Source organism: Pseudonocardia sp. ICBG1293, from assembly GCF_020131355.1.
Lineage (GTDB): Bacteria > Actinomycetota > Actinomycetes > Mycobacteriales > Pseudonocardiaceae > Pseudonocardia.
On sequence record NZ_JAHLEL010000007.1, the window covers coordinates 146,989 to 166,451 of the forward strand.

Below are 19,463 nucleotides of genomic sequence, written 5' to 3' on the forward strand. Positions count from 1 at the left end.
CGTACGAACCTTTCGTACGAACGGCCCGTTCGTGCGACACCCCGGTTGCGACACCCCGGTGCGACACCCCGGGTCAGCGCTCGACGACGATCTTCCCGACGGTGCTGCCGGACTCGATCAGCCGGTGTGCCTCCCGGAGCGACGCGGCGGTCAGGCCCTGCAGGCGCCGCGTCTCGGTGGTGCGCAGCTCGCCGGCGTCGACCAGGCGGGCGACCTCGTCGAGGATCTCCCGCTGCACCGTCGAGGTCGGCTCGGACAGCGGCCGGGTGAACATCAGCTCCCAGTGCCAGGCCTGCGACTTCGTCTTCAGCGGCAGGGTGTCCAGTCCCTCCGGCTCGTCGATGGCGACGACGATGCCGCGCGGGGTCATGAGCTCGGCGTAGGCCTCGACGTTGCCCTCCGAGACCGGCGAGAACACGTACCGGACGCCGTCCGGGGCGGCCGCACGGACGGTCGCGACGAGGTCGTGGTGGTCGGCGATCGCGTGCGCGCCCATCGTGCGGGCCCAGTCCGCGGACTCCGCCCGCGACGCGGTGCCGACCAGGGTCAGCCCGGTGCGGCGACCGAGCTGCAGGACCATCGAGCCGACGCCGCCCGCGGCGGACACCACGAGCAGGGTGCCGGTGGACTCCGCGGTGACCCGCAGGTGGTCGTGCAGGCACTCCCAGGCCGTGAGCGAGGTCAGCGGCAGCGCGGCCGCGGCGGCGAAGTCCAGGCTCGAGGGCTTGCGGCCGACGATGCGCGAGTCGACGAGCTGACGGTGGGCGTTGCTGCCGGGCCGGTCGATCGCGCCGGCGTAGTAGACCTCGTCGCCGGGGGCGTACCCCTGTACCGACGCCCCCACCTCCACGACGACGCCCGCCGCGTCGAAGCCGAGCACCTTCGGCCCGTCGGCCGGGTCGAAGGAGGCGCGGACCTTGCGGTCCACCGGGTTCACCGAGACGGCGCGGACGTCGACGAGCAGGTCGTGCGGTCCCGGTTCGCCGACCTCGATCTCCGAGTCCACCAGTGCCTCGGGGTCCTCGATCGGCAGCGGGCGGGGTGCGACGACGGCGGGGACGAGAGCCATGATCGAACGCTAACCGGGTGGGCGTCCGGCCGCGCGCCGCACCCGGCGCCCGGGATGGGCCGTTCGGCCCATTTCGGACCGCACCGGGGCCGTCCCACGTATCATGGGCCTCCTTCGGAAGGCGGGCCGTGTGGTGGGTGAGGGTGGGCTGGTCGTCCGGGCCGTCGGGCGGGTGTGCACGGCACTGTGGGGCTACACGCCCGGGGTGATCCCCGCGATGGTCGCCGCGATGGGCAGCGGTCCCGCGCTGCGCTGGTTCGCCGCGAACTTCCCCCGTTTCCTGGTCACCCTGCGCGTGCTGGGCCCCGTGCGCACCCACCTGGCCGGCCTCACGATCTCCCTCGCGAACGGGTGCGTGTACTGCGCCTACGGCCGGGCACACGCCCTGGAGCTCATCCACCTGCGCGACCGGGACCGGGTGTTCCCGCTGGACGCCCGCACGCTGGACGACTGGGCCGGGCTGTCCCGGCGCGAGATCGGGCTGCGCCTGCGCGCCGTGCTCGAGGAGGCCGGGATGCACGCCGAGGTGATCTGGGTGGACCGCACCCTGGCCCTGCTCGACGGTGCCCCTCCCGTCGACGCGGACGAGCGCCGGATCGCCCACCTCTGCCGGATGGTCGGCACCATGAACGCAATCGCGGTCGCCGCCGGGACCGTCCCGGACGGCGCCCACGACCCGGTCAACAAGGACGCCGCGCTGAAGGCCCGGCTGCTCGCCGCGCAGAACGCCTGAGCACCCGCCCCCACCGTCCGGACGGGCAGGTGCCCCGCGATCGGACGTGGTGCGGTGCGCCCGCGACCACCTAGCGTGGAGCAGCCACCGCACGCACAGGAGCGTCCATGATCGGAACCGACCGGCTCTCCAACGACCTCGCCGGCTGGCTGGACCGCACCCTGGTGCAACCCGGGATCCTGCCCGCCGAGCAGCTCGAGGAGGCGTTCGTCGCCTGCGTCGCGAGCGCGGCGAAGGACCCGGAGCAGCCCGACGACGCGTGGCTCGCGTTCTACCGCAACACCCTCGACGCGCTGGCCGGCGACCCCGAGCCGGGCGGCACGAACGCCGAGATGGCCCCCGTGCACGCCCACGCCCGCTCGCTGGTGCTGGGCGGACAGGTGCTGGAGCTGGGCTGCTGCTTCGGGTTCCTGTCGCTGCAGCTGGCCCGCGACGGCCACCGGGTCACCGCGACCGACCTCACCGGCGGCACCGTCGACCTGCTGACCCGGATGGCGCCGCAGCTGGGCGCCGACCTGGAGACCCACGTCGCCGACGCCCGCGCCGTCGCCCTGCCCGACGACAGCGCGGACACCGTGTTCGCCGTGCATCTGGTCGAGCACCTGTCCGAGGCCGAGGGCGACGAGGTGGTGGCCGAGATGCTCCGCCTGGCCCGCCGACGGGTGGTGGTCGCCGTCCCCTTCGAGGACGAGCCGAACCCCGCCTGGGGGCACGTCCGGGTCTTCGACGAGCGCGTGCTGCACCGGATCGGTGAGCGCACCGGCCGTCGGTTCAGCGTGTCCGAACACCACGGGGGCTGGCTGGTGATCGACCTCTGATCAGGGCGTGGGTGAGCGCCTCCAGCGGTCCGCGGTCGTGCCGGCGCAGCCACCACCCCGCCGCCGCGGCCGACCCGGCGACGACGAGGGCCCACACCGCGACGACGGCGCCGGTCCGCAGCGGCGCCGCGACACCGGAGAGCGCCCCGGCCAGGCCGAGTCCCCAGGCACCGAAGAGCACCGCCGCCACCACGTTCTGGCCGACGTAGCAGGTCATCGCGGTCCGGCCGAGCGCGGTGAGCCCGCGTCGCCCCGGCCCGGCCGGGCCGCGGAGCCGGGCCAGGACCTCCGGGACCAGACCGAGCAGCCCCAGTGCGACCAGCGGGGCCACCAGGTAGCGCTCGACGAGGAACCACGGGTCCCCGCCGAGCGTGGTGAGCAGGGTGAGGACCGTGCCGGCCGCACCGGTGCCGATCAGCCGGCGACGCAGGGCGACGGCACCGTCGTCGAACAGGCCTGCGCGCAGCAGCGCCGAGCCGGCCAGGAACAGGACCACCGCCGACGGGACGATCAGGACCAGCTCGACCCGGTACAGCAGCGGGTCGGTCAGCCGTGCGACGACCTGCCCGCTCCAGGTCTGCGGGTACGGCGGTACCGGCACGTCCGCGCCGGTGGCCCCGGTCGTCGCGACGGACGCACCGCCCACCAGCAGCACCGTGACCGCAGCGGCGACGCAGGCCGCCGCCGTCCGTACCCGCGCCGACCGGCCCACCAGCCACGCGACCAGCACCGAGGCGAGGGCGTAGCCCATCAGCACGTCGAACTCGAAGACCAGCACGTAGTGCAGCAGGCCCTCGGTGAACAGGATCGCGGCACGGGCGAGGTAGCGGCCGGGCCACCGCAGCCCCCGCCGCACCGCGGAGCGGTACTGCAGCTCCATCCCGATGCCGAACAGCAGCGTCAGCAGCGCGAGGAACTTCCCGTTCGCGACGGCGCGCAGCGCGGTGTCGAGCCACCAGCCCTCGGTGAACCCGGCGAACACCGCACCCGGGCCGCGGGGATCGGCGAACACCCAGACGTTGGTCGCGAAGGTCCCGGCGATCGCCAGGCCGCGCAGGACGTCCGGGGCCGCGAGGCGGTCACCGGGCACCGGAACGCTCCCGGTCGTCCTCACCGGGGAACACGGTGGCCCACAGCGGCCCGGCCACGAACCAGATCCCAGCGACCAGCGATGCCGTCGCGAGCCAGGACCACATCGGGTCCTGGGGCCAGGCACCCGGCTCCGGGAACGGTCGGCCGCCGGCGACCGACAGCAGGACCAGCACCGCGGCCGTGATCACCCAGGCGGCGACGACCTTGCCGTACTCGCGCCACTCGTGGCGCATCCGCGCACCGCCGCCCCGCGGCGGGCGCACGGGGGCGGGCCCGCCGGCGAAGCGGTGCGCGAACCGGACGTCGGCCCACCGGACCAGCGAGTGCCCGAACGCGACGGTGATGCCGAGGTAGAGCGCCGCCAGCCCGTGCACCCGCGACGGCTCGCCACCGGTGGCCAGGTCCAGGGTGGACGCGGTGACCAGCACCAGGTCCATCAGCGGCACCCCCAGCAGCAGGACGGCCCCGAGTGCGCGGCGGCGCAGCAGGTAGCGCGCCCCCAGACCGGCCAGCAGGAACACCCAGAACCCGACCTCGGCACCGACGATCAGCCACAGCAGCGGCTCGGCGAACAGCGACTCCCCCATGGCCGCTGATCCTGCCGCCCCCGTCGCGGCGGCGCGTCCGGCGCGCGACCGATCCGCGTGTACCACCTTCGACGGACGCAGCAGGGGCCCCGGACGTGCTGGGATGGGGTGTGATCACGTACCTGGTGAACCGCGACGGCGGCGCACCCTCGGTGCATCGCGACGCCGGGACCGGTGTCGTGTGGTTCGTGGTCGGGCTCCTGCTCATCTGGGCGCTGCCCGACGCGGGCATCGCCCCGGCGGACGCAGGGACCGGGCCGACGGCGGTGTCGCTGCTGCTCATGGGGCTCGACTGCGCCGCGGCGACGATCCGCCGGGTCGCCGTACCCGCCGGGCTCCTGGCCGGCACGGCGGTCCTGCTCACGGGCCCCGTCCTGGGCACCCGGACCGAGATCGGGACCGTGCTCGTGTTCACCGACCTGCTGTACTGCGCCGTGGTGTTCCCGCCGCGGCGCACCGCGCGTGCGGTGGCCGTCGCCGCGGGCGGGAACGCCACCCTGCTCGGCGTCGCGGCCCTGCTGGTGGCCGGCGCCCGCGCCGGCACCTACCTCGTGCTCAACCTGACGCTGGTCGTCGGACTGCCCCTGGTGTGGGGGCTGGAGGTGCGCCGGTTCCGGGACCTGGCCGCCGTCGAGCGGGAGCGGGCCGCGGACGTGGCGCGGACGGCCTCGCGGGAACGGGACGCCGCGGTCGCCGCGGAACGGGCCCGGATGGCCCGCGACCTGCGCGACGTCGTCGCCGGGCGGCTGTCGGCGATCGCGTTGCAGTCCGAGGCCGCGCTGCAGCCGGGGGCCGAGCCGGCCCTGGTCCGGCGGGTGCTGGGCACGGTGCGGGAGTCCGGTGTCGCCGCGCTCGGGGAGATGCGCACGATGATCGGGCTGTTGCGCGACGGCGACACGGCCGACCCGCCCGGAGCGCCCGCCCGGCTGTCCGAGGTCGACGCGCTGCTCGACGAGGCCCGTGCGGCGGGCCTGTCCCCCACCGTCCGCGACGGTCGCGGGGACTCACCGCTGCCCGCTCCGGTCGACCTCGCCGGGTACCGGATCGTGCAGGAGTCGCTGACCAACGCGGCGAAGCACGCCCCCGGCTCGGAGGTGACGGTGAGCCTGGCCCTGGACCCCGGGCACCCGGCCCCACCGCACCGCCCCGGCGCGGCCCCGCGCGGCCCCGGGGCGGGCCCCACAGGCCACGCCGAGGACCGGCTGCTCGTCGAGGTGCGCAACGGTCCCGGCCGTCGCCCCGCGGCGGGACCGGGCATGCACGGTGGCACCGGGCTCGACGGCCTGCGCGAGCGCGCCCGCGCCGTCGGCGGCACCCTGCAGGCGGGCCCCGACGGCGACGGCTGGCTGGTCCGGGCCGGCCCCCGACCACGACCAGGAGGTGCCGCGATGAGCGTGCGGGTGGTCGTCGCCGACGACCAGGAGGCCGGCCGCACCGGCCTGATGCTGATCCTCGGGTCGGCACCGGACATCGAGGTCGTCGCCGAGGTCGCCGACGGGCTCTCCGCGGTCCGGGCGGCCGACGAGCACCGCCCCGACGTGGTGCTGATGGACATCCGGATGCCCGGTATCGACGGCATCGAGGCCACCCGGCGGATCCTGGCGTCCGGGACGGCGCAGGTCCTGGTGCTCACCACGTTCGACCTCGACGAGCTCGTCGACGGTGCGCTGGCGGCCGGGGCGGCGGGGTTCCTGCTGAAGTCGGTCGACGCGGCCCGGCTGACCGACGGCGTCCGGTCGGTGGCCCGCGGCGAGGGGGTGCTGGCACCGGAGGTGACCCGGCGGGTGATCCGCCGCTACGCGGGGGCCCCGCGGCCGTCGTCGGTACCGGGGCTGGAGCTGCTCACCGCACGGGAGGCCGACGTGCTCGCCGGGCTGGGCCGCGGGCTGTCCAACGCCGAGCTGTCCGCGGAGCTGGTCATCTCGGAGGGGACGACGAAGACGCACGTCTCACGCGTCCTGGCGAAGCTGGGGCTGCGCTCGCGCACCCAGGCCGCGATCGCCGCGCAGGAGGCCGGGCTGGTCCGCCCCGAGCCCTGAGACACCGGCGGCCCGCGTCCCGGGAGGGGACACGGGCCGCCGGTGCGCGGCTCAACGCCTGCCGTGCGCGGTCTCCAGCGCGCGGCGGGTCAGCACCTGCACCAGGTGGGTGCGGTAGGCGACCGACCCGTGGGTGTCGGCGGGCGGCTCGGCACCCTCGGCGGCCAGCGCAGCGGCCTCGGCGATGCTCTTCCCGGCCCGGAGCGCCTGCTCGGTCGCGGACGCCCGCAGCGCGGTCGACCCCATGTTGACCAGGCCGATCCGGTCGTCGGACACCGCCACGGCGACGATCGCCCAGTCGTTGCTGCGCCGGGTGAACTTCTCGTAGGCCCACCCCTTGTCGCCGCAGCGCGGGATCCGGATCTCGACGATCAGCTCGTCGGGCTCGCGGACGGTGGTGAACACGCCGGTGTAGAACTCGCCGATCGGCACCGAGCGCTTCCCGCGCGGCCCCTGCAGGACGACAGTGGCGTCCAGCGCGAGCAGCGCGGCGGGCAGGTCCGCGGCCGGGTCGGCGTGCGCGACGGTGCCGCCGAGCGTGCCGCGGGCCCGGATCTGCGGGTCACCGACGGTGCGGGCGACCGCTCCGAGCAGCGGCACCTCGGCCGCGACCTCGGCGGAGTCGACCACGTCGCGGTGCTTGGTGCCCGCACCGACGGCGAGCTCGTCGCCCTCGACACGGATGTAGGACAGCTCCGGGAGCCTGCCGATGTCGATCAGGAATTCCGGCGCGCCGAGGCGCACCTTCATGACCGGGATCAGCGAGTGGCCGCCGGCCAGGACGCTGGCGTCCTCGCCCTTCTCGGCGAGCAGCGCGATGGCGTCGTCGAGGGTGTCCGGGCGGGCGTAGTCGAACGCGAGGGGGATCATGCGCCGGCCTCCCCGCGGGAGAAGCCGGGCGCGGTGCGCAGCGCGTCGGCCTCGGCCTCGGCCTTCTGCGCGGCGTCCGGGTCCTTGCCCGCGGCGACGAGCACCGCGCGCACGATGTTGTGGTAGCCCGTGCAGCGGCAGAGGTTGCCCTCCAGTCCCTCGCGGACCTTCCGCTCGTCCAGGTCGTCGTCGTGGCTGATCAGCGACACCGCGGACATGACCATGCCCGGGGTGCAGAAGCCGCACTGCAGCCCGTGCTCGGACCGGAACGCCGCGGTGACCGGGTGCTCGGGGCGGCCCTCGGCGGCGCCGTCGAGCCCCTCCATGGTGGTGACCGACTGCTGGTCGGCCTGCACCGACAGCACGGTGCACGACTTGACCGCGTCCCCGTCGAGCAGCACGGTGCACGCGCCGCAGGACGTGGTGTCGCAGCCGATGTTGGTGGCCTTCAGCCCGACGGTCTCCCGCAGGTAGTGCGCGAGCAGCTGACGGGGCTCCACGTCGGCACTGGTGGGCTCACCGTTGACGGTGATCTCGACCTTCACTTGGAGGCCTCCTGGATGGCTTCCCAGACCCGCATCGGGGTCAGGGGCATGTCGATGTGCGTGACGCCGAGGTGGGACAGGGCGTCGATGACCGCGCTCTGGGTGGCGGGGGTGGAGCCGATCGTCCCGGCCTCGCCGATGCCCTTGTAGCCCATCGGGTTGACCGGCGTCGGGGTCGTCATCTCGACCAGGTCGAAGCTGGGCAGCTCGGCGGCCGACGGGATGCCGTAGTCGGCGAAGGTGCCGGTGAGCGGCTGCCCCTCCTCGTCGTAGACGACCTCCTCGAGCAGCGCCTGCGCGATGCCCTGGGCGATCCCGCCGTGCCGCTGACCGTCGCAGAGCAGCGGGTTGAGGATGGGTCCGGCGTCGTCCACGGCGACGATCTTCTCGACCGTCACCTTGCCGGACTCGGTGTCCACCTCGACGACGCAGACGTGCGCGCCGAACGGGAAGGTCGGCTTCTTGCCGTCCCAGGTCGTGTCGACCTTGAGCTGCTCGGAGGCGGCCAGCTCGGCCAGGGTCACCGACTTCGCGCCGGGGACACCCCTGACGGTGATCGCGGCGTGCTCGGGGTCGAGCTCCAGGTCGTCCACGCCCGCCTCGAGCAGCTCCGCGGCGCGCTGCTTGGCCAGGTCGACCAGCTCGGCCGAGGCCTGGTGCACCGCGACGCCACCGGTCTGCAGCGAGCGCGACCCCATGGTGCCGCCGCCGCGCGGGACGAGGTCGGTGTCGCCGTGCTTGACGGTGATCTTCTCGATCGGGACGCCGAGCTGGTCGGACGCGAGCATCGCCCACGCCGTGGCGTGGCCCTGCCCGTGCGGGGACGTGCCGGTCAGCACGGTCACCGAGCCGTCCGGGTGCACCTCCACCGACGCGTCCTCGGCGAAGGCGCCGCCACCGGTGATCTCGACGTAGGAGGAGACGCCGATGCCGAGCTGGCGGGCGTCGCCGGACTCCCGGCGGGCCTTCTGCTCGGCGCGCAGCCCGGCGTAGCCGGACTTCTCCAGGGCCAGGTCGATGGCCTTGGCGTACTCGCCGGAGTCGTACTCGACCCCGCCCTTGGTCTGGAACGGGAACTTGTCCGGGGCGACCACGTTCAGCTTGCGGACCTCCGCCGGGTCCTTGCCGATCTCGGCGGCGAACAGGTCCATCGCCCGCTCGATCGCCGCGGTCGCCTCCGGTCGCCCGGCGCCGCGGTAGGCGGCGATCGAGGTCGTGTTGGTGACGACGGTGCGCGCGCGGGAGTCGACGTTCGCGATGTCGTAGGTGCCGGGCGCCATCATGCGGGTGAACATCGGCAGGAAGGTCCCGAGGCGCGGGTAGGCGCCCAGGTCCTGCACGACGTCGATCCGGTAGTGGGTGACCCGGCCCTCACGGGTGCCGCCGATCGTGACGGTCTGGCGCTGGGCGCGGCCCTGCACCATGCCGGTCATGTTCTCCGAGCGGGACTCGTTCCAGCGGACCGGGCGGCCCTGCCGGCGTGCGAGCCAGGCGACGAGACCGAACTCGGGGTCCGAGCCGATCTTCGCGCCGAAGCCGCCGCCGACGTCGGGGAGCACGACCCGCACCTTGTCCTTGTCCAGGCCCAGCCAGCCGGCGATCTCGTCGCGGCCGCCCTGGGCGTTCTGGTTGGACATGTAGACGGTGACGTGGTCGCCGTCCCAGACGGCACTGGCGGCGCGGGTCTCCAGCGGGGCCGCGGCCAGCCGCTGGTTCACCAGGTCCCGGGAGACGACGACCTCGCAGCCGTCGAAGAACGTGGCGTCCTGCTCCTCGTCGTGCCCGTAGGCGGCCGCGGTGTTGGTCCCGGCCTCGGGGAACAGCAGGGTCTCGTCACGGACCGCGGCCAGCGGGTCGATCACGACGTCGAGGGGCTCGTACTCGACGTCGACCAGCTCGGCCGCGTCCTCACCCTGGTAGAACTCCTCGGTGAGGACCGCCGCGACCGGCTCGCCGACGAACCGCACGCGGTCGGTGGCGACGAACGGGCGGGTCATGGCCTTGTTGGCGCCCGGGAACAGCAGCGCCGGGGCGATGTCGAGGTCGGCCCCGGTGACGACGGCGACGACGCCGGGCGACGCGAGCGCCGCCGAGGTGTCGATCGAGGTGATCGTCGCGTGGGCCAGCGGGGAGCGGACGAGCGTCAGGTGCAACGCCCCGGTCAGCCGCTCCTCGGTCAGGTCGTCGGTGTAGGTCGCGCCGCGCGTGAGGAAGACCGGATCCTCGGTGCGGACGACGCGGGTGCCCAAGATGCTCATCGCGCGGAAGCGTATACACCTCCACCGGCAAGTGCGATGCAGACCACAGCGACCGATCCCCAGGTCAGGGCACCCTTCGCGGAGCGACGCGCGAGCCGGGATCCGCATCTGCGGCCCGCCGGGGCCCGGTCGTTCCCGACCTCGGATTTGTTGAGATCGCATCCATCTCGCATCCAAGGGGGCGCGCAGGGTCAGTCGTCCTCCTCCCACCACGGCCGCACGGCCCACAGCGGGGACACCGGGCCGTGCCCGGCGCCCAGCGGGTAGGCGTGCCGGACCGCCTCGACGATGTAGCGCTTCCCGAAGCGCACCGCCGCCTCCAGCTCCATCCCGCGGGCGAGCCCGGACGCGATCGCGGCGGCCAGGGAGTCCCCGCCGCCGTGGGTGTGGCCGGTGTCGAAACGCGGGCCGGGCAGCTCGACGACCGTGTCGCCGTCGTAGAGGAGGTCCAGGCAGCCGTCGGTGTCCTCGGCGAGGTGGCCGCCCTTCACCAGGACCGCGCGCGGGCCGAGCGCGTGCAGCGCCTTCGCCGCGGCGTACTGGCCCGCGCGGTCGTGCACGTCGTGCTCGACGAGCAGCCGGATCTCGTCGAGGTTCGGTGTGACCAGCGTGGCCCGCGGGAACAGCGTGTGCCGGTAGGCGTCCAGCGCCTCGGCGGCCAGCAGCGGGTCCCCGTGCATCGAGGCCGCGACCGGGTCGACGACCAGCGGCGTGGCCCGACCGGCGCCGATGTCGCATCCGTCGCAGGCCCGCGCGACGGTCTCGATGATCTCGGCGTTCGCGAGCATCCCGGTCTTCGCGGCCTGCAGCCCGATGTCGGAGGCGACCGTGGCGATCTGCCCGGCGATGGTCTCGACCGGGACGGTGTGCACGCCGGTGACCCCGACCGAGTTCTGCACGGTCACCGCACAGACGGCGAGGCAGCCGTGCACCCCGCAGGCGGCGAAGGTGCGCAGGTCCGCGGCGATGCCCGCGCCACCGCCCGAGTCGGTGCCCGCGATCGTCATGACCCGGGGCGGGGTGGTGCCGACGGTGGGCTCCATGGACGTGTCCTCCCTGGCCGGCATTACCCGGCCGGTACGCGGTCGGCGACGCCGGTCCCGGTGGGACCCGGCCGCCCTCTCAGCCCGCCTGTTCCGCGAGCTCCCGCGTCGTGCGTGGTCGCCGACGACGGTAGACGGTGCCGGGGCCGCGGGTGGGATCCCGCGGCCCCGGCGGGGCACGCCCCGGTCCGGTGCCTCAGTCCGCGGTGGCGATCGGCAGGTACACCCGGCCGCCCTCGTCGCGGAACTCCCCGGACTTCTCCGCCATCCCGGCCTCGATCGCCTCGACGCTGGTCAGCCCGTGCGCCTCGGCGTAGTCGCGGACGTCCTGGGTGATCCGCATCGAGCAGAACTCCGGCCCGCACATCGAGCAGAAGTGCGCCGTCTTCGCGGGCTCGGCCGGCAGCGTCTCGTCGTGGTAGGCGGTCGCGGTGTCCGGGTCGAGCGAGAGCGCGAACTGGTCGCGCCAGCGGAACTCGAACCGCGCCGCCGACAGCGCGTCGTCGCGGGCCTGGGCGTGCGGGTGCCCCTTGGCCAGGTCCGCGGCGTGCGCGGCGATCTTGTAGCTGATCACCCCGACCTTGACGTCGTCGCGGTTCGGCAGCCCCAGGTGTTCCTTGGGCGTGACGTAGCAGAGCATCGCGGTCCCGGCCTCGGCGATGCGGGCGGCGCCGATCGCGGAGGTGATGTGGTCGTAGCCGGGCGCGATGTCGGTGGCCAGCGGGCCGAGGGTGTAGAACGGCGCCTCGTCGCACCACTCCTCCTCCAGCCGCACGTTCTCGACGATCTTGTCCATCGGGACGTGGCCGGGGCCCTCGATCATGACCTGCACGTCGTACCCGCGCGCGATCCGCGTCAGCTCGCCGAGGGTGGCGAGCTCGGCGAGCTGGGCCTCGTCGTTGGCGTCGGCGATCGAGCCGGGGCGCAGGCCGTCGCCGAGGGAGAACGTGACGTCGTAGCGGCGGAGGATCTCGCACAGCTCGGCGAAGTGGGTGTACAGGAACGACTCGGTGTGGTGCGCCAGGCACCACGCCGCCATGATCGAGCCGCCGCGGGAGACGATCCCGGTGACCCGCTTGGCGGTCAGCGGGACGTGCCGCAGCAGCACCCCGGCGTGCACGGTCATGTAGTCCACGCCCTGCTCGCACTGCTCGAGCACGGTGTCGCGGTAGATCTCCCAGCTCAGCGCGGCCGGGTCCCCGTTGCACTTCTCCAGGGCCTGGTAGATCGGCACGGTGCCGATCGGGACCGGGGAGTTGCGCAGGATCCACTCGCGCGTCTCGTGGATGTCCTTGCCGGTGGACAGGTCCATCACGGTGTCGGCGCCCCACCGGGTCGCCCACACCATCTTCTCCACCTCCTCGGCGATCGAGGAGCTCACCGCGGAGTTGCCGATGTTGGCGTTGACCTTGGTGAGGAACCGCTTGCCGATGATCATCGGCTCGCACTCGGGGTGGTTGCGGTTGGCCGGGATCACCGCGCGGCCGCGGGCGACCTCGGCGCGGACGAGCTCGGCGTCGCACTGCTCGCGGACGGCGATGTAGGCCATCTCGGGGGTGACGATCCCGGCCCGTGCCCAGGACATCTGGGTCCCCGGCTCCCGCGACCCGACCCACGGCTCCCGCAGCCGGGGCAGCCCGGCGTGCAGGTCGACGGTCGCGTCGGAGTCGGTGTACGGGCCGGAGGTGTCGTAGACGTCGTGGTGCTCGCCGTTGGAGAGCGAGATCCGCCGGACCGGGACGGTGATGCCGTCCGGGCCCTCGATCCAGGCCTTGGCCGAGCCCTGGATCGGGCCGGTGGTGACCTGCTGCGGACGCACTGGTGCCGTTGTCATGACGGTCCTCCCTGGCCGGCATTACCCGGCCGGTTCTGCGGTCGGCGACCGGCGAGTCGCCCTCTCAGCCCCGCGCGACGGAGCTCCCGCGTGTTCAGTTGGTCGTGCACCGGCACCGTAGGCACCGTCCGGCGACGAACACCAGCCCCTCACCCGGCTGCGAGGAATGATCACCGGTGGTATCGGGTTCTCCACCGGTATGACGCAGAACGCTGAGCTCTCCCCGACCGACTGGGTCCGCGAGCAGACCGAGAAGATCCTCGAGAACGGCACCACCGAGGGCGTCACCGTCATGGACCGCCCGATCGTGCTGGTCACGACCACCGGCGCGAAGTCCGGCAAGAAGCGCTACGTGCCGGTGATGCGCGTCGAGCACGGCGGCTCCTACGCGATGATCGCCTCCAAGGGCGGCACCCCGGAGCACCCGGCCTGGTACCACAACGTGGTCGCGAACCCGCAGGTCCAGGTGCAGGACGGCACGCAGACCGGCACGTTCGTGGCCCGCGAGGTCACCGGCGACGAGCGCCAGGAGTGGTGGGACCGCTCCGTCGAGGCCTACCCGCCCTACGCCGAGTACCAGGAGAAGACCTCCCGGGTCATCCCCGTCTTCGTGCTGGAGCCCGCAGGCTGACCCCCGCGGCCACCCGCGCGCCCGACCCCCCGGTCCGGGCGCGCGGGTGTGTCCTCAGGCCGCGACGACGCCGTGCGCGGGCTCGATGCGCCCGGCCCGGCGCACCGGCCCCACCGAGGCGGCCACCGCGACCGCGACGACGGCCGCGGCCAGCCCGGCGAGCTGCCCCACCGGGACCCCGGCGGCCGGCACACCGATCCCGGTCGCCGCGAGCGCCAGGACGCCGTAGGCACCGCCCAGCACCACCCCCAGCACCGCCGCGACCGCGCCGGCCAGTGCCGCCTCGGCCGCGACCGCGCGCCGCGACGCGGCCCGCGACAGCCCGAGCGTGCGCAGCAGCGCGATCTCCCGGGTCCGCTCGCTGACCGACAGCGCCAGGGTCACGCCGACCCCGACGACGGCCACCAGCAGCGTCACCCCGACCAGGCCGAGCCCGACCCCGCGCACCGCGCCGACCGCGGTCTCGGTCTGCTCCCGCATGTCCGCGACGAAGGTCGCCGACGCGTCACCCGCGCCCCGGGCCACCGCCGAGCGCACCGCGACCGGGTCCGCCCCCGGCACCGGCTCGACGAGCACGACGCCGTCGGACACCCGGGCCGTCAGCTCGGGGGCCGCATCGAGCCGGGCCGCGAGCACACCCGTGTCCCCATCCACGCCCCCGGGGAACACGACGACGTCGGCCGGGTAGTTGCGGTCGATCGCGTCCCGCGCGTCGGCCGACGCCCCGGCCACCGCGACCAGCAACGCGGCGGTCAGCCCCACCCCCAGCGACAGCACCGTGGTCATCGCCGCGGTCCGCCGCGACATGCGCCGGGCGTTGCCGACCGCGATCCGGCCCGGCGCCCACCGTGCGACCAGCGGTGCCACCGCCCGTGCCGCGCCGGACACCACGAACGGGCCGGCCACCACGAGCGCGGCGAACACCAGCAATCCGGACAACGCGGCCAGCGCGGTCCCGGGGAGGGCGTCGCCGACCTCCACCGCGACGGCGGCGAGGCCCCCGGCGGCGAGCAGGGCGAGCGCGGCGAGCGGCAGCCGGACCCGTGCCCGCGGGGCCCGGGCGCCGGTCGCGTCGGCGGCCCCCAGCGCGACCACCGGCGGGGTCCGCCCGGCGGCCAGCGCGGGGGCCAGCGCGGCCAGCACCGTCACGACGGCGGCGAGCAGCACGCAGCCCGCGAGCCGTCCCCACGGCACCACGAGCGCCGGGGCGTCCGTCCCGGACGCCCCCACCACGGCCAGCACCGCCCACCCCCCGGCGACGGCGAGGGCCGCTCCCCCGATCCCGGCGACGAGCCCGGTGAGCACCGCCTCGGCCAGCACCGAGCGCGCCACCTGCCTGCGGCTCGCGCCGACGCACCGCAGCAGTGCCAGCTCCCGGGTGCGGCGGGCCAGCACGATCCGGAACGTGGAGGCGACGACCACCGCCGCGGCGACCAGCGCGAGCCCCACGAACACCGACAGGCCCGCCAGCAGCGCGTCGGCCGACGCCGATGCCGACGCGAGGTCCGCGTCGCGCTGCTCGTCGGCCGTCGTCACCCCGCCGACCCCCGGCACCGCGGCCAGCGCGGCCGGGTCCGGGTCGCCCGCGACCGCGATCCGGGACCCGGAGAGCCCGGCGGCGGCCGGGTCGTCGTCGGACAGGACGAGCATGTCGTTGCCCTCGTACCGCAGCGGCACGACACCGGTGACGGTCAACGTCCGGCCGCCGACGCCGACGGTCGCGCCGGGCCCGAGCCCGGTCCGTTCCGCGGTGCCCGTCCCGAGCAGCACCTCCCCCGGCCCGGTGGGCAGCCGGCCTGCGGTCGGCGGGTCCAGGGTGTGCAGCGGCCCGGTCATCGGGTCGGTGGACAGCACCCAGCTGCCGCTCGCGGCGCCCGCGTCGACCGACACGAGCCCGGAGCGCGACGCCGACACCGCGTCCACACCGGGCACCGCCCGCAGCCGCTCGACGACGGCGCCGTCCCCCGTGCCGTCCCCCGCACCGTCGGTCCGCACGCTGAACGAGGCCCCGGCGGGCACCGAGGACAGGTCGCCGGTGAGGTCGCCGCGCAGGGTCGCGGTGAGGATCACCGCGGCCGCGGCGAACACCGTCGCCACCAGCACGGCGAGCCCGGTCAGCAGCAGCCGGCGCGGGCTGCGCCGGGCGCCGGCGAGCGCCGCGCGGGTCGCCGGGTTCACCGGGCCACCGGACCGGTGATCGTGACGTCGGCGGTCGCCGGGTCGTCGGCGCCGGTCAGTGCGCCCATCGCGGACAGCACCCGGTCCGGGGTGGGCCGGTCCAGCCGGCCCGCGGCGCGGCCGTCGCGCAGCAGCAGGACCTGGTCCGACGCGGCGGCGGCCAGCGGGTCGTGGGTGACCATCACGACGGTCTGTCCGTAGTCGTCGACGCAGGCCCGCAGCAGCCCCAGCAGCTCGCGGCCCGAGCGGGTGTCGAGCGCACCGGTCGGCTCGTCGGCGACGACGATCTCCGGTCGGCCCAGCAGCGCCCGGGCCACCGCGACGCGCTGACGCTGCCCACCGGACAGCTCCGAGGGCAGGTGGGTGAGCCGGTCGGCGATGCCGAGACGCTCGACGAGCTCGGCCCGCCACGCGTGGTTGGGCCGGCGCCCGGCCAGCGAGGCGGCGAGGTCGATGTTCTCCCCCGCCGTGAGATGGCCCAGCAGGTTGCCGTCCTGGAACACGAAGCCCATCCGGTCGCGGCGCACCCGGGTCAGGGCGGTGTCGGTCAGGCTCCCCAGGTCGGTGTCGCCCAGCAGCACCTGCCCCGACGTCGGCCGGTCCAGCCCGGCCAGGCAGTGCAGCAGCGTGGACTTGCCCGAGCCGCTCGGCCCCATCACCGCGGTGAACCGGCCCGCGGGCAGCCACAGCGTGATCCCGTCCAGCGCCCGGACCGCGGCCCGGCCGTTCCCGTAGGTGCGGACCAGGTTCACCGGCGCGGCGGCGACCCGCGCTGGCACGTCGGCCGGATTCCTCAACCCCTCGATCATGACGGCCACGGTGCCGTCGGGAGGGGGTCCCCGACATCGGCCCGTGGTAGGGGCTTCCCCGGACGGGTCGTCGTACTTCCGACCGAGGTCGACGGATCACGGTGCGCCCTACCGTGAGCCCCATGAACGCCGGAACACGCCGCGGCCGGCCCCTCCTGGCCGGGTTCGAGCTGCTCGCCTACCTGTTCTGGGCGGGGTGCGACGTCCTGCTCGGCCTGACCATCGGACCGGTGGTGCCGAGCGGCGCGGTGTACGGCCTGCTCGTGGCGTGCGTGGTGCTCCTGCGGTACCGGCCGGGCACCCGGCCGGGCCCCGTCGCGGTCGTCGCGTTCGGGCTGTCCGCGGGCGGCTCGGTCGCGGCGGTGGTGACCGGCGGGATCCCGTTCGTGTCGCTGACCGAGCTGTTCGCGCTGGCCGTGGTCACGGTGTCGACGGTGCGGACCGCACCGGTCCGGGGAGTGCTCGCGACGGCGGCGGTCTCGCTGTGCGTCATCGTGACCATGCCGCTGCTGCGTGTGCCGGGCGTCGACCGCGAGGTGTTCGCCAGCATGACCGTGGTCGGCTGGGCCGGCACGATGGTCGTCGCGACCGCGGCGCGCGAGCTGTGGCAGCGCCGCTCGGCCCGGCTCGCCCAGGCCCGCAACGACGAGCGCCTGGAGCTGGCCCGCGAGCTGCACGACACGGTCGCCCACCACGTCACCGCGATCGTGGTGGCGGCACAGGCCGGGGTGGTCGTCGCGGGCAGTCGCCCCGAGGAGGCAGGCCGGGCCCTGGAGGCGATCGAGCGGGCGGGCGCCGAGGCCCTCGACGGGATGCGCCGCATGGTCGGGGTGCTGCGCTCGGGGGCCGGGGACGACACCGGCGACGGCGCCGAGCGCACCCCGGGGCACGGCCTCGACGACATCGACGACGTCGTCGCCCGCTTCGACCCCGACGGCGGCCGGACCCGGTTGGAGGTCGCGCCCGAGGTGCGGACGGCCCGGCTCGGCCCGGCCGTCGCGGCGACCGCGTTCCGGGTGGTGCGCGAGGCGCTGACCAACGTGCACCGGCACGCACCCGGCGCGAGCAGGGTGTCGGTCGGCGTGCACCTGCAGGCGGGCAGGCTGGTGACCGTGGTGCACAACGACGGGACCGGTACGGAGAACCCGCTGCGCGACCCGGGCGGGTACGGGCTGGCGGGCATGCGGGAGCGGGTGGAGGCCCTCGGCGGGTCGCTGCACGCGGGCGCGGACGGCCCCGGCCGGTGGATCGTCGTCGCCGAGGTGCCGGTCGGGGGCGGCCGGTGAGCGCGATCCGGGTCCTGCTCGCCGACGACCAGGAGATGGTGCGCACCGGGTTCGGGCTGATCCTGTCCGCCGAGGACGGCATCGAGGTCGTCGGCGAGGCCGCGACCGGCACCGACGCCGTCGCACGGGCCCGGGAGCTGCGCCCGGACGTGGTGCTGATGGACGTCCGGATGCCCGGGATGGACGGCATCGCCGCGACCCGCGCGCTGGCCGCGGACCCCTACCCGCCGCGGATCGTGGTCGTCACGACGTTCGACCTGGACGAGTACGTCTACGGCGCGCTGCACTCGGGCGCCTGCGGGTTCCTGCTCAAGACGGCGGGCCCGCGGCTGCTCGTCGAGGCGGTGCGGGCCGCCGCGGCGGGCGACGCCCTGGTGTCGCCGTCGGTCACCGTGCGGCTGCTGGAGCGGCTGACCGAGCCGGAGCCGGCCCGTGCCGACGTCCACGCGACCCTCTCACCGTGCGAGCTGGAGGTGGTGAAGGCGGTCGCCCGGGGCCGGACGAACTCCGAGATCGCCGGGGACCTGTTCGTGTCGCTGTCCACGGTGAAGACCCACATCGCCAACATCGGGTCCAAGCTGGACGCCCGCAACCGGGTGGAGATCGCGGCGTGGGCGTGGGAGAACCGGCTGGTCGAGTAGCCGGGATCAGGCCCGCGCGGCGGGCCGGGCGACCGGGACGAGCGGGCGGCGGGGCGCCGGGACCCGCAGCGCCGCGGCGACGTCGCCCAGCGCCTCCGGGTACGCGGCGGGCGCGACCGGCAGCGGCGCGACCGTGTCGTCGGACAGCGGGGCCGGTGCACCGGGGTGGGCGGCGTCGCGCTCGGACGCGCGGGCGTCCCACAGCTCGAACAGCGGCTGCGCGGCCATCACGAGCAGCACGGCGAGGACCGGGAGGACGGCGAGGATCGTGAGCACCATGGCGTCCACGGTGCCCGCCCGGGGTGGGTCCCCACATCGGCCGCGGGGCCGGTTCTCCCAGGTCGACCCCTAGTACCCGGGTATGAGACCCCGGTCCGACCTCGGGGTCGTCCCGGGGGCTCAGCCCCGCGGGACGTCCTCGGCGTCGACGGCCGACGGGTCCCAGGAGTCCGAGGGTGCCCCCCAGCCGTTGCGCTTGAGCATCTTCTTCGCCGCACGCTGGTGGCGGCCCATCAGCCGGTCCAGGTACAGGCGCCCGTCGAGGTGGTCGGTCTCGTGCTGCAGGCAGCGGGCGAAGAAGCCACGCCCCTCGTGGACGACGGGCTCGCCGTCGAGATCGGTACCGGTGACCCGGGCCCACTCCGCCCGGCCGGTCGCGAAGTTCTCGCCGGGCACCGACAGGCAGCCCTCCTGGTCGTCGTCCGGGTCCGGCATGACCTCCGGGATCCCGTCGGTCTCCAGCACCGGGTTGACCACCAGCCCGCGCCGCATCGTGCGGGTCTCCTCGTCGGGGCAGTCGAAGACGAACAGCCGCAGGTCCACCCCCACCTGGTTGGCCGCGAGGCCGACGCCGTTCGCCGCGGCCATCGTCTCGAACATGTCCTCGACCAGCGTCCGGACCGAGTCGTCGACCGTCTCCACGGGGCGGGTGGGGGTGTGGAGCACCGGGTCGCCGACCATGCGGATGCGCAGAACCGTCACCGGAGCAGGGTACGGTCGCCGCCGGACGTGACCCGGCCGGGCGGTTCCG

At 74.9% G+C, this 19,463-nt stretch carries 18 protein-coding genes and 1 pseudogene; 7 read left to right on the forward strand and 12 right to left on the reverse strand.

Annotation, left to right across the window (positions count from 1 at the left end; translation table 11 throughout):
- Positions 1-73 precede the first annotated feature (73 nt).
- Positions 74-1,069, reverse strand: a complete 996-nt coding sequence (locus KPF47_RS04120; protein WP_224387053.1) for a zinc-binding alcohol dehydrogenase family protein — start codon at positions 1,067-1,069, stop codon at positions 74-76.
- Between the two features lie 103 nt (positions 1,070-1,172).
- Between KPF47_RS04120 and KPF47_RS04125 the strand changes: the two genes are divergently transcribed.
- A complete protein-coding gene (locus KPF47_RS04125; RefSeq protein WP_224387055.1) occupies positions 1,173-1,802 on the forward strand; it encodes a hypothetical protein in 630 nt (209 codons plus the stop codon).
- Positions 1,803-1,909: 107 nt separating this feature from the next.
- Positions 1,910-2,620 carry a mycofactocin oligosaccharide methyltransferase MftM gene (gene mftM / locus KPF47_RS04130; protein ID WP_224387057.1) on the forward strand — a complete coding sequence of 237 codons (711 nt, stop codon included), beginning with the start codon at positions 1,910-1,912 and terminating at the stop codon, positions 2,618-2,620.
- On the opposite strand, the gene KPF47_RS04135 is transcribed toward mftM, so the two are convergent.
- Together KPF47_RS04135 and KPF47_RS04140 are read right to left on the reverse strand one after the other, a co-directional pair.
- Positions 2,574-3,710, reverse strand: a complete 1,137-nt coding sequence (locus tag KPF47_RS04135) for a DUF418 domain-containing protein (RefSeq protein WP_224387058.1) — start codon at positions 3,708-3,710, stop codon at positions 2,574-2,576. The genes mftM and KPF47_RS04135 overlap by 47 nt on opposite strands.
- Positions 3,700-4,299 carry a hypothetical protein gene (locus tag KPF47_RS04140; protein WP_224387060.1) on the reverse strand — a complete coding sequence of 200 codons (600 nt, stop codon included), beginning with the start codon at positions 4,297-4,299 and terminating at the stop codon, positions 3,700-3,702. Before KPF47_RS04140 ends, KPF47_RS04135 begins: the two co-directional genes overlap by 11 nt.
- A gap of 710 nt (positions 4,300-5,009) precedes the next feature.
- Here KPF47_RS04140 and KPF47_RS04145 point away from each other — a divergent pair.
- A pseudogene (locus tag KPF47_RS04145) lies at positions 5,010-5,180 on the forward strand (histidine kinase); the annotation flags it as partial.
- 507 nt (positions 5,181-5,687) lie between these two features.
- A complete protein-coding gene (locus tag KPF47_RS04150; RefSeq protein ID WP_224387295.1) occupies positions 5,688-6,338 on the forward strand; it encodes a response regulator transcription factor in 651 nt (216 codons plus the stop codon).
- Positions 6,339-6,389: 51 nt separating this feature from the next.
- Here KPF47_RS04150 and KPF47_RS04155 read toward each other — a convergent pair whose 3' ends face one another.
- The 5 genes from KPF47_RS04155 to thiC all read right to left on the reverse strand — a co-directional run bounded on the left by KPF47_RS04155 (position 6,390) and on the right by thiC (position 12,888).
- The gene (locus tag KPF47_RS04155; protein ID WP_224387062.1) at positions 6,390-7,208 is read right to left on the reverse strand and encodes a xanthine dehydrogenase family protein subunit M; all 819 of its coding nucleotides are present in this window, start codon (positions 7,206-7,208) and stop codon (positions 6,390-6,392) included.
- Positions 7,205-7,753, reverse strand: a complete 549-nt coding sequence (locus tag KPF47_RS04160; RefSeq protein ID WP_224387064.1) for a (2Fe-2S)-binding protein — start codon at positions 7,751-7,753, stop codon at positions 7,205-7,207. Before KPF47_RS04160 ends, KPF47_RS04155 begins: the two co-directional genes overlap by 4 nt.
- A complete protein-coding gene (locus tag KPF47_RS04165; protein ID WP_224387066.1) occupies positions 7,750-10,011 on the reverse strand; it encodes a xanthine dehydrogenase family protein molybdopterin-binding subunit in 2,262 nt (753 codons plus the stop codon). Before KPF47_RS04165 ends, KPF47_RS04160 begins: the two co-directional genes overlap by 4 nt.
- Before the next feature lie 191 nt (positions 10,012-10,202).
- Positions 10,203-11,054: a bifunctional hydroxymethylpyrimidine kinase/phosphomethylpyrimidine kinase gene (gene thiD, locus KPF47_RS04170; protein ID WP_139318905.1), complete on the reverse strand. Its 852-nt coding sequence runs from the start codon at positions 11,052-11,054 to the stop codon at positions 10,203-10,205.
- 196 nt (positions 11,055-11,250) lie between these two features.
- Positions 11,251-12,888: a phosphomethylpyrimidine synthase ThiC gene (gene thiC / locus KPF47_RS04175; protein WP_224387068.1), complete on the reverse strand. Its 1,638-nt coding sequence runs from the start codon at positions 12,886-12,888 to the stop codon at positions 11,251-11,253.
- A gap of 199 nt (positions 12,889-13,087) precedes the next feature.
- Here thiC and KPF47_RS04180 point away from each other — a divergent pair, with 199 nt between their 5' ends.
- A complete protein-coding gene (locus KPF47_RS04180; protein WP_224387070.1) occupies positions 13,088-13,519 on the forward strand; it encodes a nitroreductase family deazaflavin-dependent oxidoreductase in 432 nt (143 codons plus the stop codon).
- A 54-nt stretch (positions 13,520-13,573) separates the two neighbouring features.
- Here the strand turns inward: KPF47_RS04180 and KPF47_RS04185 are convergent, their stop codons facing one another.
- Positions 13,574-15,697, reverse strand: a complete 2,124-nt coding sequence (locus KPF47_RS04185; RefSeq protein WP_224387072.1) for an FtsX-like permease family protein — start codon at positions 15,695-15,697, stop codon at positions 13,574-13,576.
- On the reverse strand, positions 15,694-16,506 hold the full coding sequence (locus tag KPF47_RS04190) for an ABC transporter ATP-binding protein (protein WP_374108792.1): 813 nt from the start codon (positions 16,504-16,506) through the stop codon (positions 15,694-15,696). The genes KPF47_RS04185 and KPF47_RS04190 overlap by 4 nt, the downstream gene beginning before the upstream one ends.
- Positions 16,507-16,628: 122 nt before the next feature.
- On the opposite strand from KPF47_RS04190, the gene KPF47_RS04195 reads away from it, so the two are divergent.
- Together KPF47_RS04195 and KPF47_RS04200 are read left to right on the forward strand one after the other, a co-directional pair.
- Complete coding sequence (locus KPF47_RS04195; RefSeq protein ID WP_224387076.1) at positions 16,629-17,792, forward strand: sensor histidine kinase; 1,164 nt, start codon at positions 16,629-16,631, stop codon at positions 17,790-17,792.
- The gene (locus tag KPF47_RS04200; protein WP_224387078.1) at positions 17,789-18,433 is read left to right on the forward strand and encodes a response regulator transcription factor; all 645 of its coding nucleotides are present in this window, start codon (positions 17,789-17,791) and stop codon (positions 18,431-18,433) included. Before KPF47_RS04195 ends, KPF47_RS04200 begins: the two co-directional genes overlap by 4 nt.
- A 6-nt stretch (positions 18,434-18,439) precedes the next feature.
- Here KPF47_RS04200 and KPF47_RS04205 read toward each other — a convergent pair whose 3' ends face one another.
- Positions 18,440-18,712, reverse strand: coding sequence for a hypothetical protein (locus KPF47_RS04205; RefSeq protein WP_224387080.1), 273 nt, complete (start codon positions 18,710-18,712; stop codon positions 18,440-18,442).
- A 120-nt stretch (positions 18,713-18,832) separates the two neighbouring features.
- Positions 18,833-19,414 (reverse strand): peptide deformylase, encoded by a 582-nt coding sequence (locus KPF47_RS04210; RefSeq protein ID WP_224387082.1) that lies wholly within the window; start codon positions 19,412-19,414, stop codon positions 18,833-18,835.
- Positions 19,415-19,463 lie beyond the last annotated feature (49 nt).